This window comes from Paenarthrobacter sp. AB444 (genome assembly GCF_028736865.1).
Lineage (GTDB): Bacteria > Actinomycetota > Actinomycetes > Actinomycetales > Micrococcaceae > Arthrobacter > Arthrobacter nicotinovorans_B.
Genome location: NZ_JAQZBY010000008.1, coordinates 167206 through 182107 on the forward strand (window position 1 = coordinate 167206; position 14902 = coordinate 182107).

The 14902-nt window shown below is 65.4% G+C and carries 12 protein-coding genes; 5 read left to right on the plus strand and 7 right to left on the minus strand.

The window, feature by feature from the left end:
• Positions 1 to 37: 37 nt before the first annotated feature.
• The 3 genes from PQ627_RS11910 to sufU all read left to right on the plus strand — a co-directional run bounded on the left by PQ627_RS11910 (position 38) and on the right by sufU (position 4440).
• Positions 38 to 2527 carry an ATP-binding protein gene (locus tag PQ627_RS11910; RefSeq protein ID WP_274261214.1) on the plus strand — a complete coding sequence of 830 codons (2490 nt, stop codon included), beginning with the start codon at positions 38 to 40 and terminating at the stop codon, positions 2525 to 2527.
• A gap of 80 nt (positions 2528 to 2607) precedes the next feature.
• Positions 2608 to 3933: an aminotransferase class V-fold PLP-dependent enzyme gene (locus tag PQ627_RS11915; RefSeq protein ID WP_274261216.1), complete on the plus strand. Its 1326-nt coding sequence runs from the start codon at positions 2608 to 2610 to the stop codon at positions 3931 to 3933.
• A gap of 36 nt (positions 3934 to 3969) precedes the next feature.
• Positions 3970 to 4440 (plus strand): Fe-S cluster assembly sulfur transfer protein SufU, encoded by a 471-nt coding sequence (gene sufU, locus PQ627_RS11920; RefSeq protein WP_274261217.1) that lies wholly within the window; start codon positions 3970 to 3972, stop codon positions 4438 to 4440.
• On the opposite strand, the gene nhaA is transcribed toward sufU, so the two are convergent.
• The 4 genes from nhaA to PQ627_RS11940 all read right to left on the minus strand — a co-directional run bounded on the left by nhaA (position 4437) and on the right by PQ627_RS11940 (position 8171).
• Positions 4437 to 5726 carry a Na+/H+ antiporter NhaA gene (nhaA, locus tag PQ627_RS11925; RefSeq protein ID WP_274261218.1) on the minus strand — a complete coding sequence of 430 codons (1290 nt, stop codon included), beginning with the start codon at positions 5724 to 5726 and terminating at the stop codon, positions 4437 to 4439. The genes sufU and nhaA overlap by 4 nt on opposite strands.
• 147 nt (positions 5727 to 5873) lie before the next feature.
• Positions 5874 to 6095: an SCO4848 family membrane protein gene (locus tag PQ627_RS11930; protein WP_274261219.1), complete on the minus strand. Its 222-nt coding sequence runs from the start codon at positions 6093 to 6095 to the stop codon at positions 5874 to 5876.
• Position 6096: 1 nt separating this feature from the next.
• Complete coding sequence (locus PQ627_RS11935; protein WP_144661953.1) at positions 6097 to 6594, minus strand: DUF2505 domain-containing protein; 498 nt, start codon at positions 6592 to 6594, stop codon at positions 6097 to 6099.
• A gap of 47 nt (positions 6595 to 6641) precedes the next feature.
• A complete protein-coding gene (locus PQ627_RS11940; RefSeq protein WP_274261221.1) occupies positions 6642 to 8171 on the minus strand; it encodes an SDR family oxidoreductase in 1530 nt (509 codons plus the stop codon).
• 108 nt (positions 8172 to 8279) lie between these two features.
• Between PQ627_RS11940 and mfd the strand changes: the two genes are divergently transcribed.
• Positions 8280 to 11912 carry a transcription-repair coupling factor gene (mfd, locus tag PQ627_RS11945; protein ID WP_274261224.1) on the plus strand — a complete coding sequence of 1211 codons (3633 nt, stop codon included), beginning with the start codon at positions 8280 to 8282 and terminating at the stop codon, positions 11910 to 11912.
• Between the two features lie 4 nt (positions 11913 to 11916).
• Positions 11917 to 12711, plus strand: coding sequence for a metal-dependent hydrolase (locus tag PQ627_RS11950; RefSeq protein WP_144661956.1), 795 nt, complete (start codon positions 11917 to 11919; stop codon positions 12709 to 12711).
• Positions 12712 to 12790: 79 nt separating this feature from the next.
• Here PQ627_RS11950 and PQ627_RS11955 read toward each other — a convergent pair whose 3' ends face one another.
• From PQ627_RS11955 to PQ627_RS11965, 3 genes are all read right to left on the minus strand, one after another.
• On the minus strand, positions 12791 to 13018 hold the full coding sequence (locus tag PQ627_RS11955; RefSeq protein WP_274261227.1) for a hypothetical protein: 228 nt from the start codon (positions 13016 to 13018) through the stop codon (positions 12791 to 12793).
• Between the two features lie 53 nt (positions 13019 to 13071).
• Positions 13072 to 13764: a deoxyribose-phosphate aldolase gene (gene deoC / locus PQ627_RS11960; protein ID WP_274261229.1), complete on the minus strand. Its 693-nt coding sequence runs from the start codon at positions 13762 to 13764 to the stop codon at positions 13072 to 13074.
• A 147-nt stretch (positions 13765 to 13911) separates the two neighbouring features.
• Complete coding sequence (locus tag PQ627_RS11965) at positions 13912 to 14778, minus strand: FAD-dependent oxidoreductase (RefSeq protein WP_274261231.1); 867 nt, start codon at positions 14776 to 14778, stop codon at positions 13912 to 13914.
• Between the last annotated feature and the right edge of the window lie 124 nt (positions 14779 to 14902).

The window sequence follows — 14902 nt, forward strand, 5'->3', positions numbered from 1 at the left end:
CTTTCCCGGACATGGGACTGCTGCAATTGGAGTGTGCATGCTGCCGGACCCTTGGCTGGACGAAGACCACGTCACAGCCAGGCTGGGATCCCCGCACTTCCCCGACAGGGCACAATTGCTGGAGCTGGTTCTTTCCACGGTACGTTCTCCCTCCACCACAGGAATCGTGGTCGCAGGAGAGAAAGGTTCCGGAAAAAGCCACTTGCTGCTCTCGCTCAAGGCCGGCCTCCCCGAAACCATGGATGTCCGCACCTTCGCCGGAAGCCTTGATGCCACCAAGTACGGAGTCCTTGCCCAGGGGGTTCCCGGCGCGGCACCCAGGCCCGGAGTGAGCGCCACTGCCGCATCCAGCTACTACTCACCGGCCCACCGCCCCGATGCGGCCATGGACGAGGGACCGATGCCGGGACTCCACGTCCTTCGTGCCCTCACCAGCACCCTCGGGCCTGCGAGCTACGTGTACTCGGCTCCTGCCTTGCGCCGACGCAGCAAACGGCATGACCTGTCCTCCAAGCCCCAGCTGGTCCTTCTGGTGGACGACATCCACTACGTCGACCCAGCGTCCCTTGGGGTCCTGCTGCAGCTCATTCCCGGATTCGGTGCCAAACTCGTAGCTACCGCGGACAGCCGGCGCCCGTTGCCCCAGGACCTGTACCAGCTCTGGGAAGACGGCTTCATGGAGCAGTACCTCCTGCCGCCGTTCACCCTCACCGAAGCGCATGCAGTGTGCGTGTCCCTCCTGGGCGGGAAGGTCCAGCAGCGGGCGAGCAGCCTCCTTGCAGCGATGAGCGGATTCAATGTGGCCGTCCTGTGCCTCGCCGTGGAGGACGCGCGGCGTGCCGGGCTTCTGGTGCGGCGGGAGGGCTATTGGACGATCGACACCCGCGCCCACTGCTACTGGCCGGGCGTTGTGGAGCATGTCCAAGCGGACAATGAAGTCCGCCCGGCGGAGGAGCGGCTCGCTTTGGAACTGGTCGCTTTGGCCGAGCCGGTCGCCTTCGAGATCCTGGAACGCCATTGTGGGCAGAAAGCCGTGGAAAACCTGCTGGCGGACCGTCGTATCAGGCTGATGCCAGGCTGGCGGCCCATGGTTCGCATGGGTTCATGGCTGTGGGGCGAGGCTACCCGGCTTGCTGTCCCGCGGTCCCGGAGCCTTGCCCTCCACCAGCAAATCGAGGAACCGGGCCTCACACGGGAGACGGCGCCGAGCATGTTGCGATGGATGACCTGGACCCTGGACTGCGGCCTCGACCTCGCCGATGAGCTCCTTTTGGCCGCAGCGCCTGTCGCGGACCGCCCCTCCACCGCCGAACTCGTGCTCCAAGCGGCCGCAGCGGTCAAAGGAGCCGATCACGTGGAAGAAGCCGGAATGATCAGGGCGAGGGCTTTGATTGCCGAAGGCCGGATAGCCGAAGCCACGCCGGTCCTTCGGCAGTTGGCGGTGGCAGGTCCGGACGAGGTGAAGCTCGACGCCGGCCATCGGCTGATGGCGTTGGAGCTGCTGGGTGCGGTGCGGGCTGATCTGCCTGCCGGGGAGGTCGCCGACGACCCCGCGGGCCGGATCGCAGCGGATGTCCGCGAGGCCGAACGGCTGCTCCTCTCCGGCGCGGCAACGCAGGCTCTGGTGCGTTCCACCCAGGCAATGAAGGCCGTGGGCAATGATCCGGCGATGGAAACGTTCCGCGCCGGAGTGCTTCTGCGGCACGTGATCTGCTTGCGCCACAACCTTGGCTGGAACGCCATGGGTCCGCTTCTGGATGATCCGGCCCACGACATACCCAGGCCTGTGGCCGAGTGTTCGGAGGTTGCACGGGCCTATGTCCAGCTCAGCCAAGGGTTCGCGCGGGCTGCGCGCGTGACCTTGGAGGAGGTGCTGGCGGAACTGTCCGACGCCGGCCTGCCGCCGGTCCGCTCTTTCGCCCAGGCGATGCTGGCCTACTGCGAAGCGTTGAGCGGTGACCCGGCCGCGGCCCTGGCCCGGGCCAAACAAGGTACCCGGAAAGCGCACAGGGCTTCGGCCAGGACATCGCCCGAAGACCTCCTGCCCCAGCTCAGCTCCCTCTACATTGCAGGAGCCCGGGACGTCGCTTCAGGCACAGCGACGCATCTTCCGGCGCTGGCGGGGCAGTTCCACGGCCAGGGCAAGGTGTTGCTCGAAGCTGAGGCGCTCTCCCTCCTGGCGCTCAACGCAAGCAGCACCGCCGTCGTCGACGATGCCGTGCCAAGCCGCCTGGCGGCCGCCGCGACCGCCGTCGAGGGTGCTGGAGGGGCCGCCCTGCGCGCCTTTGCCGGCGCCCTGTTTGAGGACGAGCCCAAGGCACTGGAGGCGGCAGGGCGCTCGCTGTCCGCGGACCGGCTGTTCGCCCACGCCGAGCTCTGCTATGCCAAGGCGGCTCCTGCGTACAGGGCCCGCTCACGCGCTGCGGCGGCCCGCAGGTCGGACGCCCTGGCCGAGCGGCTCCGCAGTGTCCTGGGCAGCGGGACTGTGCCGCCGCTGGGGTGGCTCCCCGGGAGGGCAGGCAGCTGACGTGCTGAACGGCACACTGCCCGATCAGGCCCTGCGTGGGATAATGGGGAGTCCCTGAAGGATTTTCCAAGGAGCGCCCCTTGACTGCCGTATCAACTCCCGTCTCGTTGCAACAGTCCGTGCATGCCATGGACAACGCGGAGGTGTTGCGGATCCGGAACGACTTCCCGGTGCTGGATCAGCTGGTCAACGGAAAGCCCCTGATCTACCTCGACTCCGGCGCCACCTCGCAAAATCCGCTCAGTGTCATCGAAGCTGAGCAGGAATTCTACGAACAACGCAACGCGGCGGTACACCGCGGAGCGCACCACCTTGCCGTCGAAGCGACCGAGGCGTTCGAGGACGCCCGGCAGACCGTGGCGGACTTCATCGGCGCCCGGTACGAAGAAACCGTGTGGACCTCCAACGCCACCGAGGGCCTGAACCTCGTCAGCTACGCCCTGTCCAACGCGGCTTTGTGGGCTGCACAGGGCCGGGGCGGCTCCGGATTGAAGGACCTGGCCATCGGCCCGGGCGATGAAATCGTGGTCACCGAAATGGAACACCACGCCAACCTCATTCCCTGGCAGGAGCTCGCGTTCCGCACCGGCGCCACACTGAAGTACATTCCCATCACCGACGACGGCGCCCTTCGACTCGATGCTGCCGCGGAGATCATCGGGAACCGGACCAGGCTGCTGGCCTTCACGCAGGCTTCGAACGTCCTGGGCACCATCAATCCCGTGGCCGACCTCGTTGCCATGGCACGGCGCGTAGGCGCGTTGGTGGTCCTGGATGCCTGCCAGTCGGTTCCCCACATGGCCGTTGACGTGAAGAAGCTCGACGTCGACTTCGCGGTGTTCTCCGGTCACAAGATGCTGGCCCCCACAGGCGTCGGAGTGCTCTACGGCAAGCAGGAGCTCCTTGATGTCCTGCCGCCGTTCCTGACCGGTGGTTCCATGATCACCACGGTCACCATGGAACGCGCCGAGTACTTGCCCGCGCCCCAGCGCTTCGAGGCCGGAACACAGCGCATCTCCCAGGCTGTGGCGCTGGCAACCGCCGTCAATTACCTGTCCGAAACCGGAATTGACCGCATCCATGCCTGGGAAGCGACTTTGGGTCAGCGCCTGGTCAAGGGCCTTGAGAGCATTGAGGGCATCCGCGTCGTGGGTCCCGCCTCCGGTGCCGAACGGATTGGCTTGGCAGCGTTCGACGTCGCAGGAGTCCACGCTCACGACGTCGGGCAGTTCCTTGACGACCGTGGCATCGCCGTCCGGGTCGGCCACCACTGCGCCCAGCCGCTCCACCGCCGCCTTGGCCTGACGGCCACCACCCGGGCGAGCACCTACCTTTACAACACCACGGACGACGTCGATGCCTTCCTCGATGCCGTCTCCGGAGTACGGGCCTACTTCCAGGCCTGACCACAACGATTTTTTGAAGAAACGGGCGTCGGCACCATGAGTCTTGACCAGCTGTACCAGCAGATCATCCTTGACCACTCCAAGCAGCGGCACGGCAGCGGCCTCGCCGGAACACAGGCGCCGTCAGGAGCCGCTACCGGCCAATCGCACCAGTTGAACCCGGTCTGCGGAGACGAGGTAACGCTTAGGTTGGCCGTCGCGGACGGGACCGTGAAACAAATCAGCTGGGATGGTGCGGGCTGTTCCATCTCCATGGCTTCGGCTTCCGTGCTCAGCGAGCTGGGGGAGGGCATGTCCGTTACGGAACTGCACTCGGTGATCGACAACTTCCGCGAGGTACTCCGTTCACGTGGAAAGGTCCAGGCTGATCCGGAGATCCTGGGCGACGCCGCTGCCTTTGAGGGGGTTGCCCGTTACGCGGCCCGCGTCAAGTGCGCCATGATCTCCTGGGTCGCCGCTGAGGACGCACTCAACCAGGCGACCACAGGCCAAGTACCCCAGGCCTAGGCACGCGAGAAGACGTCAGGCACCCCGTCGCCGTCGTCGTCCCGTTCTTCATCCGCCTGCACCTGCCGGTACCGCCGGTTGCGGGCCCTGAGCACGACGGCGGCCAGCAGCGCCGAGAGCAGGGAACCTGCCAGGATGGCCACCTTGGCGTGGTCGTTGTGGGCCGAGCCGGCGCCGAAGCTCAGCTCGCCGATGAGCAGCGAGACTGTGAAACCGATGCCGGCCAGGAGGGCGAGGCCGAAGAGGTCGATCCACGCGATGCTCGAATCCAGGGTCGCCCGGGTTGTCTTGGTGACCAGGAACGTCGTGCCGAAGACACCGACAGCCTTGCCCACCACCAAAGCTGCAACGATGCCCAAGGCCACCGGATCCTTCAGTGCGTCGCCCATGCCTTCCAGTCCGCCCAGGGCAACGCCGGCGGAGAAGAAAGCGAACACTGGCACTGCGAAACCCGCCGAGAGGGGGCGGAGCCGGTGTTCGAAGTGCTCGGCCAAACCCTCGGCCGGTTCGCCTTTCTTCCCGCTCGCGAAGACCGGCACGGCAAAACCGAGCAGGACGCCTGCCACCGTGGCATGGATGCCGGAGGCGTGCACGAAACCCCAGGTTGCCAAGGCCAGCGGCACCAGGAGGTACCAGCTGCGGATCCGTTTCTGCACCAGGAACGTGAAGAGGGCCAACGGTACTGCGGCGGCCAGCAGCATGAGCGGCTGGAGGCCGGTGGAATAGAAAAAGGCGATGATGCCGATGGCGATAAGGTCATCCACTACGGCGAGGGTGAGCAGGAATGTCCGGAGCGCCGCGGGCAGGTGTGTGTTGATGACCGCCAGGACCGCCAAGGCGAACGCGATGTCCGTGGCCGTGGGGATGGCCCAACCCTTGAGGGTTTCAGGTGATCCAAGATTGAACAGGACGAAGATCAGGGCCGGGACTGCGACTCCGCCGATCGCCGCCGCCACCGGGACGATTGCCCGGGCGGGCTTGCGGAGCTCGCCGGCCACGAATTCGCGCTTGAGTTCCAGGCCGGCCAGGAAGAAGAAGACTGCGAGTAGCCCGTCGGATGCCCAGTGGCCGAGGCTGAGCTCAAGGTGCCAGGGTTCGAAGCCGAGCTTGAGGTCGCGGAGGGCGAAGTAGCCGGCCGCTGCGGGGGAGTTGGCCCAGATGAGGGCAACGACTGTGGCTGCCAGAAGGAGCGCGCCGCCAACGGTTTCCGTGCGGAGGATCGAGAGGATCCGGCGGTACTCGGGGTAGCTGGAGCGGGAGAAGACGGGTGGTGAGTGCTGGGCCATGGGGTTCCTTGCCTGGTTCGGGGTATCACTAAGACTCCGCCGACCAGACTTCCCGGCACACCACAGTCCATCCTACCCAACTAGGGGACAGTAAACGCTCCAATGAGGGCTCATTAGTGCGTTTACTGTCCCCGAGTTGGGTGGAACTCAGGCGACGAGGCCCGCGATTCCGATGACCGCCGTCGCGAGTCCCAGCACCATGGAGATGGTGACCAGGACGACGTGAACGGTCAGGAACTTGGTGGCCTTGCCTGCGGCGTCGCGGGCCCGGGGGTCCTTCATGACGCGCTTGAGGAACTGCGGCCACACAACCAGCGACCAGATACCGGCCACAATCAGGACAACCGCAAGGATCAAGGGAATCTGCACGCTAGTGGCTTTCGAGCCAGGCCTGGGCCTGCTGCGACTGGATGCCGAGGGCCTTGCCCACCATGGGCTCGGCAGCGTCAGCGATCTTTCCGCCCAGGAACGGAACCGAAGACGTCACGTTGCCTTCGAGCTCGATGCGGGTGCTGCCACCCTCAGCGACGAGCCGCTGGACCGCGGTGACGTCCAGCGGGGCGCCGGCGATCTTCAGGGCGATCTTGCTGGCGCGTGAACCGTCGGCAGCAGGGGCTTCCCACTCCTCGGTCTGCGTTACCTTGAGGGTTTCGCCAACAAACTTACGCGCGATCTCCGGCAGGCGGGTGGTGGGCAGCGTGCGGACCGTGGTGGTGGTGAAAGCACCGGCGGTGTCGCCGTCGACGGCGAACGATTCCAACGAGCCGCCCACGTATTCGCTCGTGTGGCGCAGGAAGTCCTCGTCGACAAAGACGGCCGCTACGCGGTCAACGCTGTGGGGCAGGGTGGTGGATGCACTCAGGGCCATGGGTCCTCCGTGGATGGTGGTGGTGAAGCTTTTTAGCTCCCAACATCCTACGGGGTCCGGGCGGACTCACTGGAACGCGCTTCGTCCTGGAGCTCTGTTGCAGCCGCTGAGATGTTGCGGGCCATCGAGGGAAAGATGAACCCATGGAACGGGTACACGCCTAACCAGTAGAGCCGGCCAGCCAGGCCCCGAGGGAAGAAAATGGCGCGCTGCTTATAGAGGCTGCCGTCGCCGTCGGGTTCCACACCCAACTCCAGCCAAGCACCGCCGGGAGCACGCATTTCGGCCCGCAACCGCAGCAGGTGGCCACGGTCGATGGCTTCGACCCGCCACCAGTCCACAACCTCGCCCGTGTTCAGCGTCTTGGGGTGCCGGCGGCCCCGCAACAGTCCCGCGCCGCCCTGCAGCTTGTCCAGCCAACCGCGCACTTTCCAGGCCAAGGGCATCGAGTACCAACCGTTCTTGCCGCCGATGCCCTCGATGATGGTCCACACGTATTCCGGCTTGGCCTCGCTGTGGAAGGTCCGCTCGTCCAGGAACACTTTGTAGCCGGCCCAGTCGGGGTCACTCGGCAGGGGATCGGCGTCGATGCCCGCATTGGCCCACGTGGTCTCCACCTGGCCATCCCGTTCCTTGCCCAGCGCCAAGGCAACGGCGCGGCGGTAGGGGGTCAGGCCGCCGTCGGGCTGCTTGATGTAACGGTCGACGTCGTGCTCCCGCGACACGGCGTCATGCTGCAGTGACTGAACCAGCGGCAGGGACATGGACAGCGGGATGGGGGTGACCAGGGCAACCCACAAGCCGGCGAGCTTGGGCGCAGGGACGGGAAGGGCAATGACCAGCCGCCGGGGGAGCCCGCGTTCGACGGCGTACTCGTTCATCATCTCCTTGTACTTCAGGACGTCGCGGGAACCGATGTCGAAGGAGCGGTTCAGCTTGTCCGGAAGGTCGGCAGCGGCCACCAGGTAATGCAGCACGTCCCTTACGGCGATGGCTTCGATCCGGTTATTGACCCAGCTGGGTGCGGGCATGACCGGGAGCGTGTCGGCCAGATGCCGGATCATCTCGAAGGACGCTGAGCCCGAACCGATCACCACGCCGGCCTGGAACACAATCGAGTCCACCGCCGACTCCAGGAACACCTTGCCCACGGTCTCGCGGGAGCGCATGTGCGTGGAAAGTTGCGTGTTCTCCGGGTGCAGTCCGCCGAGGTAGACGATCCTGTCGACGCCGGCCTCCGTCGCTGCCTTGGCGACCAAGCGGGCCATGGCTTCTTCCTTGGCTTCGAAGCCGCTGCCTGAGGCCATGGAATGAACCAGGTAGTACAGGACGTCCACGCCCTGGAGCGCCCCGGTGAGGCCGTCGGCGTCGGACAGGCTGTTTTCAATGATCTCGACGTCGTCATGCCACGGCACGTCGGCGATCTTTTGGGGCGTACGGACCAGGACTTTCACGCGGTGACCGGCTTCAAGGAGGCGCGGGACCAGGCGGCCACCGATATAACCTGTGGCGCCGGTCACCAGCACCGTCTTGGTGTTGTGCGGGGTGTTGGAATGCGTAGCTTCCGAAGGCTGCAAAGGAACTCCTGGGGCTGGGGTGGAGGTAGGCTGGAATGACCCGGCATTCTTCTGAATTTCCGGGCATTTGTGTTGCCTGCCCTTGGACCCACCCTAGGAGTTTCTGCCATGAGCCTCAACGGTCTGCGCCGCGCACTGGCGGAGGACAAGACGTTTGCGCGCGTTCGCACAGAGGCGCAGCGGCCCTTCAGCGACCGCAACACGGACTACCAGATCAGCGCCCCCACCGGCATGCGGGCCGTCCTGATCGCCGAAATGGCAGATGCCCTGGCCGATGCCGCTGCCGATGGTGGCGGCGCGCCGGTGGTCCTCGCTGTCACTGCCACGGGCAGGGAAGCCGAAGACCTCACAGCCGCCCTCGCCTCCTACCTCCCCGCGGATTCCGTTGCCGCTTTCCCCAGCTGGGAAACCCTTCCGCATGAGCGTCTCTCGCCGCGCTCGGACACTGTGGGCCGGCGGCTTTCGGTGCTGCGCCGCCTGACGCACCCGGAAACCTCGACGGCGGCCCCGTTGCGGGTGGTGGTGGCTCCCGTTCGCGCCGTGGTGCAGCCGATTGTGGCCGGGTTGGGCGACCTCGTTCCCGTGACGCTGCAGGTCGGGCAGGAGCGGTCCTTCAGCGAGGTCGTGCGCGCCTTGTCCGACGCCGCCTACGCCCGCGTGGACATGGTGACCCATCGTGGTGAATTCGCCGTCCGCGGTGGCATCCTTGACGTCTTCCCGCCCACCGAGGACCACCCCATCCGTGTGGAGTTCTTTGGCGACGAGGTGGATCAGATGCGCTGGTTCGCCGTTGCCGACCAGCGTTCCCTGACCGCGCCAGGGGTCCACCACCCCACGGAACTGCACGCCCCTCCGTGCCGCGAAATCCTCATCACTCCCTCCGTGATGTCGCGCGCCGCCAAGCTGAAGGCCGACATGCCCGCCGCAGCAGACATGCTGGAGAAGATCGCCGGTGGCATCGCTGTTGAGGGTATGGAATCCCTGGCCCCGGTGCTGGTGGATGCCATGGTTCCGTTCGTGGACCAGCTCCCGACCGGTTCCCTCTCGGTGGTCATCGAGCCCGAAAAGGTACGCACCCGCGCGCACGACCTCGCGGCGACCAATGAAGAGTTCCTGGAAGCGGCCTGGTCAACAGCGTCCGACGGCGGTGCGGCGCCACTGGATCTGTCGTCCCAGGCCTCGACCGACCTGCACGCTGCCAGTTTCCGCTCGCTGACGGACACACGCTCCGCTGCGCTGGAACACGGCGTTTCGTGGTGGTCCATCACCTCCCTCGCCTCGGATGAGGACCTGGTCCTGGACATTGATGTCCTCAACATGCGTGCCAGGGAACCCCGCGGCTACCAGGGCGATGTCGCTGAAATGCTCGAGTTCATCGGCTCCCGTGTCCGCGATCAGTGGCGCGTGGTGGTAGTGACCGATGGCCCGGGTCCTGCCCAGCGTTTGGCCGAGCTGTTCCATGACGCAGACATTCCGTGTTCCCGCGTCGAGTCCCTGGATAACGAACCCCAGCCGGGCATCATCGAGGTGACCACTGCCGCCGTCGGCCGTGGCTTTGTCCTGGACGGACTCAAACTGGGGCTGTTGACGGAGGCGGACCTCCTGGGACGAGCCTCGGCCAGTTCCACGAAGGACATGCGCCGCATGCCCTCCAAGCGGCGCAACGCCGTTGATCCGTTGCAGCTGCACGCCGGGGACTTCGTGGTGCACGAGCAGCACGGCATCGGCCGGTTCGTGGAGCTCATCCAGCGCAAGGTGACCGGTACGTCGTCGTCCGATGCCGGACTGCGCGAGTACCTGGTGCTGGAGTACGCACCGTCCAAGCGCGGAGCCCCGGGAGACCGTCTCTTCGTGCCCACGGACCAGCTGGACCAGGTGACCCGCTACGTGGGCGGTGACACTCCGGCCCTGAGCAAGATGGGCGGCGCGGACTGGGCCAGCACCAAGTCCAAGGCCCGCAAGGCCGTCAAGGAGATCGCCGGCGAACTGATCCGCCTGTACTCGGCGCGCATGGCATCCCGGGGGCACGCCTTCGCCCCGGATACTCCGTGGCAGCGCGAGTTGGAGGAGGCGTTCCCTTACGTGGAGACTCCTGACCAGTTGACCACCATCAACGAGGTCAAGGCGGACATGGAACGCGAGATCCCCATGGACCGGCTGGTGTCCGGTGACGTGGGCTACGGCAAGACCGAGATCGCCGTGCGCGCGGCGTTCAAGGCTGTCCAGGACGGCAAGCAGGTGGCAGTTCTGGTGCCCACCACGCTCTTGGCGCAGCAGCACTACGAGACGTTTACTGAACGTTTTTCGGGGTTCCCCCTCCGGGTGAGGCCCTTGTCCCGGTTCCAGACCGCCAAAGAGGCCAAGGAGACTGCCGAGGGCGTCAAGAGCGGTGCCGTGGACGTGGTGATCGGAACCCACCGGCTGCTGTCCAAGGACTTTGAGTTCAAGGACCTTGGCTTGGTCATCGTGGACGAGGAACAGCGCTTCGGCGTCGAACACAAGGAAGCGCTCAAGAAGATGCGCACCAACGTCGATGTCCTGGCCATGAGTGCCACGCCGATTCCGCGAACCTTGGAAATGTCTCTCACGGGCATCCGGGAAACCTCAACGCTGGCCACACCACCTGAAGAACGACACCCTGTGCTGACCTACGTGGGGCCCTTCACCAACAAGCAGACCTCGGCAGCGATCCGCCGCGAGCTCATGCGTGAGGGCCAGGTGTTCTTCGTGCACAACCGCGTGTCCTCGATCGAGCGCATCGCCGCCCAGATCCGGGAGCTTGTCCCTGAAGCGCGGGTGGAGGTGGCGCACGGGCAGATGTCCGAGAGCCGCCTGGAGAAGATCATTGTGGACTTCTGGGAGAAGCGCTTCGACGTCCTGGTCTGCACCACCATCATCGAGACGGGCCTGGACATCTCCAACGCCAACACTTTGATCGTGGACGGAGCAGACAAGTACGGCCTCTCGCAGTTGCACCAGCTCCGTGGCCGTGTTGGCCGTGGCCGCGAACGTGCCTACGCCTACTTCCTTTACCCTTCGGAAAAGCCGCTGGGCGAGGTGGCTTTGGAGCGCCTCAAGGCAGTGGCAGCGCACAATGAGCTCGGTGCGGGCATGCAGCTGGCCATGAAGGACCTCGAGATCCGTGGTGCGGGCAACCTGCTGGGCGGAGAGCAGTCAGGCCATATCCAAGGCGTCGGCTTCGATCTTTACATTCGGCTGGTGGGCGAGGCCGTGGCCGAATATCGTGGCGAGGCGGAGGAGAAGGCCGCCGAAATGAAGATCGAGCTGCCCGTCAACGCCCACCTGCCGCACGACTACGTGCCGGGGGAGAGGCTGCGCCTGGAGGCCTATCGCAAGCTCGCAGCCGCGACCACCCACGAAGCGATTGACGAAGTCCTCGCCGAACTCGTTGACCGCTACGGTGAGCCGCCGCTCCCGGCCCAAAACCTCATTGCCGTGGCCCGCTTCCGGGTTGGTGCCCGCGAGGCCGGCCTGTCCGACGTCGCACTTCAAGGCAACTTCATCCGCTTCTCGCCGGCGCAACTGCCCGAATCCAAAACCATGCGCCTGAACCGCATGTACCCGGGTTCCCAGGTCAAGCCTGCCCTGGACGCCGTGCTGATTCCCAAGCCCAAGACCGCCAGGATCGGCGGACGGGACCTTCAGGATGCCGAGATCCTGCAGTGGGCCAACAACGTCATTGAAGCGATCTTCGCCGATGTGCCTGTGAAGGCAGGCTAGGCGAATGATGGGAGGACACCACGCCGCGTCGGGAGCCGCGGCGTGGATAGCCATTGCCTCAACCGGTCCCTACGCCTTGGGCTGGTACCCCCTGGATTCCACCGGAATCCTGATTGGCGCCATGGCGACGGCGGGAACTGCGCTCGTGTGCGACTGGGACCACCGGCACAGCACCATAGCGAACTCGTTGCCGCCGCTGTCCAATGTGATCGCGGTGGGGATCGAGAAGGCCAGCGGCGGGCACCGGCAGGGTACGCACTCGCTGCTGGGGGCCTCCGCGTTCGTGGTCCTTGCCGCGATGGCCGCGCAGTTCCAGATGATGACCCCGGTGGGAAAACTCTCCATCGGCGCGGGCCTGCTGTGCATGTTCATGATCAACCTGGCAGCCAAGGCGTTGAATCTGTTCCCGAAGTCCGGGTGGATCACCAACTGGCTCTTTGCCCTGGTCATGGCAGGTTTGGTGACCTGGTTTGCTCCTGACCAGTGGGGTTGGCTCCCGTTGTCCATGCTCACTGGCGTGGTGGTTCATATCGTGGGGGACATGATCACTGTGGGTGGCGTGCCCTTGTTGTGGCCGATCGTCATCAAGCCGCCGAAGTTCCTGCGGAAATCGCTGGTGAGCGGAATCTGGCGGGCGAACGGTGCCTTTTCCCTGCCGCTGCTGGGCCGCGCTGGATCCCGACGCGAATGGCTGGTGCTGATTCCGGTCAGTGGCTATGCGATGGTGGGTATGGGGGCCGCAGCCTGGACGCTGGCCCAACTGCACTGGCCGGCCTTCCTGGCGGCCCTGGCGCTTTAAAAGAGCAACGCGGGGTCACTTACGGCCCATCCCGAAGGGGATGATGGGCCGTAAGTGACCCCGCGTTGCTTTAAGGCTTCTAGTTCTCGCCGGCGGAGTCCGAGCGGCCGAGGATGGTCTGGGGAATCCAGAAGGCCAGGGCGAAGAGGCCCAGGCACACGGCCATCGGCCACGGGTTGTCCAGGCTCAGGAAGGAGAGCGAGTAGATGGCACCCAGGAAGAGCACGATGATGACCAGGAACAAGACAATGCTCGTGCCGAGACTGTTTTCTTTTTCAATGGGGGCACTTGTGGCGTTCTTGGACATTCATTCCTCCTCGGCCCCGCGGGGCTCAAAAATCTCTGGCAGTTGCGGAAGCCTCAGTAGGCAGATGAACCCTGTTCACCTTTGACGATGGCAATTCCGGAACTCGCTCCGATACGTGTTGCACCAGCAGCAATCATAGCCTGTGCGTCGGCCAGGGAGCGCACACCACCGGATGCTTTGACGCCGAGCTCCGGGCCTACGGTCTTGCGCATCAGGGCGACATCTTCCACCGTGGCGCCGCCACCGTTGAATCCCGTGGAGGTCTTGACGAAATCTGCGCCGGCCTCAACGGCTGCTTCGCAGGCGATGACTTTTTGTTCGTCCGTGAGCATGGAGGTCTCAATGATGACTTTCAGGATGGCTTCGCCGGCGTGCACGGTTTCTGCCACGGCGCGGATGTCATCAACCAAAGCGCCCTTGTCATTGGCGCGGGCCGAGGCCATGTTGATCACCATGTCGATCTCGTTGGCGCCATCGAGCACGGCGCCGCGGGCCTCGAAGCTCTTGACGTCGGTCGGCGTTGCCCCCAGCGGGAAGCCGATCACCGAACACGTCAGCACTCCCGAGCCCCGGAGGGCTTTGGCGACGGTTTTGACCCACACAGGGTTCACGCAAACGGACTTGAAACGGTACTCGACAGCCTCTGCGCATACTTTGAGGATGTCGGCCTCGCTGGCCTCCGGCTTCAAGAGTGTGTGGTCGATGTAGGAGGCGATATTTGCAGGGGCGACGGCTTCGTTGCTCAATGGAATCCTTCCGTGCAGGGCGTGGCCGGCCCGGTGGCCGCAGGGTTGTCACTGCCCGTCAAAGGACCATCTTGCCACACCGGCGCGGGTCTGCCCGGGCCTGCCCGGGGTGCTCAGGCAGGCGCGGGCAGACGTCGATGAGGCAGCTTAGGCAGCCATGGCGGTGGGGATCGCGCTTCCCGCCATACCGAGGAGCATGCCCGATGCACACAGCATCGCCGAGGACTCAGCGGACAGCAGCAGGCCCAGGCGCAGGCCGTCGCAGGACGCGGCATCACCGATCGCCCAGATGCCGGGGACCGAGGTGGCGAGGTCGCGCCCCACGGCGATTCCGCCGTCGAACGCTATCTGGAGTCCGGCGCTTTCGGCGAGGTCATTGCGTGCGGTGCGTTCCTCGGCCAGGACGACGAGGTCACCCTTCATGCTGCTGCCATCTTCAAAGACAATGCCGGCTGCGGCCTGCGCCTGCCCGGATCCTGCCGGATCGGCGGCGACCACGGCTGTGGGGCGCAGGGTGGTCCGGACGGGACGGACGCCGCGGGCCCGCAGCACCGCTTCGGCCTGGCCCGCTGCTGGACCGTTGCCGACGAGGATCCCCAGGGGGCGGCGGCCGACTGAGCGGGTGACATCCTTGACTGCCTCACCGATGGAGGCGGCGTCGTCGATGGTGGAGTAGCTCAACACAGCGTCGGCGCCTTCGACGGGAGGAAGCGCGGGGGCCGATCCCGTGGCGATGACCAGTTGGTCGTAGCTGAAGTCCATGCCATCCACAGTGGTGACCACTTTGGCCTCTGCGTCAATGAAACTTGCGGCCTGGCCGAAGCGCACGGAGACCTGGGGCAGTTCCGCCAGTTCCAGGAGGGCGTCGGGGCAATCGTCGCGGTTGCTGAGCACGGTGATGGTACCGGCGAAGGATTGTTGACGGTTGTCGGTCCTGCCCGCCAGCCGCCGCACCAGTGCCTGGGCTGCGGGGCCGGCGCCGGCGATGACGATGTGAAGGGAAGTGGAGGACATGGTGGGCCCTTTCGCTGATGACCTGTTTGGTGCTGTTGATCATCAGCGTAGGGGGCCGGTTTTTCGCGGGTGTTTCGCCGCTGTTGCCATCTTTGGCGTGTTCGTAGCGTGCTGTTTACCGGCC